The organism is Tsukamurella sputi (genome assembly GCF_007858445.1).
In the GTDB taxonomy this organism is placed as follows: Bacteria; Actinomycetota; Actinomycetes; order Mycobacteriales; family Mycobacteriaceae; genus Tsukamurella; species Tsukamurella sputi.
Genome location: NZ_VIGV01000022.1, coordinates 1 through 1,013, shown reverse-complemented (window position 1 = coordinate 1,013; position 1,013 = coordinate 1). Strand labels below are relative to the sequence as shown.

Annotated in this window: 1 protein-coding gene; it reads right to left on the bottom strand. The window is 62.9% G+C overall.

Annotated features, from left to right (window positions below; all coding sequences use genetic code 11):
• Positions 1 to 83 precede the first annotated feature (83 nt).
• Positions 84 to 1,013: LAGLIDADG family homing endonuclease (locus tag FK268_RS22970; RefSeq protein ID WP_146437754.1), on the bottom strand; the 930-nt coding region annotated here is incomplete at its 5' end.

The following is a 1,013-nucleotide window of genomic DNA, read 5'->3' as shown; positions in this document are numbered from 1 at the left end:
GGGTTCCACCTGGGCCTGGCAGCACTGTCCCTACGACGGTGGCTCGGATCTCATGCTCGAGACTGAGGCCGAATGTGACCGGGTCACCGAGTTGTTCGCGGCTTGGCTGCCTGCGTGGTGAATTTTGCGTCGTCCCTATCGCGATGCCTGCGGCAATCAGAGCCGTCGCTGTTTCGCGGCCCGGACGACGCGACAGTTGCTTCTCGGGCTAGTGCCCTCTCCAGGCGCCAGCGCCTGACCGCAATACTCTTGATCGTGCGCCCCAGGGCGAAAGCCGCAGCCTCATCGGTGTTGGCGACGACGATTGCATCGTCCCCGGGGGTCCAACGCCGTCGGACGACGCCGTAGCGTCCAGCCTTCTCTGCAGGTGGACGCCACTGCGCTACCGATAGGCCGGACTCCTTCTTGCGTTCGATACCGAGAACGTCGGGGCTGGGCCAGATGTAGTCTGCGAGTTGAGCGGCAGGGACATTCGTCACCATGACGTTGAATACGTCGTCCCGTGCGTTCCTACGAAGGGTACGGGATCGGTGAGAGGTCGCGTGGATGGCGCCACCGACGAATTCGGCGAGTTCCGCACTCGCAGTGACGAAGGAGACGAACGGTGTACCAGTCTTCGTGAATCCGACCGACCCGTCTCCGTCGATGATTCCCCGGAGGTAATCGCGATGGGAGAACTCGCATGACGGCGGTCCCACGGACGTCGCCTTGCGGCCCGGCGGCATCCGCATCGTGGCGAGCCAGCGGCGGAACTCCTGGTCGAACACACTGAGGCTGAAGCAGGTGTACTGCTTGCCGCCACTGAAGTTCGTTACTCGTGTTCGCGTGCGGATCGTCGTCTTGAGTGGCAAGGCCTCAGTAAGCGCGCGCAAGATGTCAACGTCGCGTTCAGCCAGCTCGATCGTGACGCGCCCCTTGTGGCCGACGTCTCCATGGTGCGTGCCATCAGTGTGCAGCAGGCCGAGGAAATAGGCGATGATCGGATCTGAGGGATCGAGGTCTTCCATGCTCGA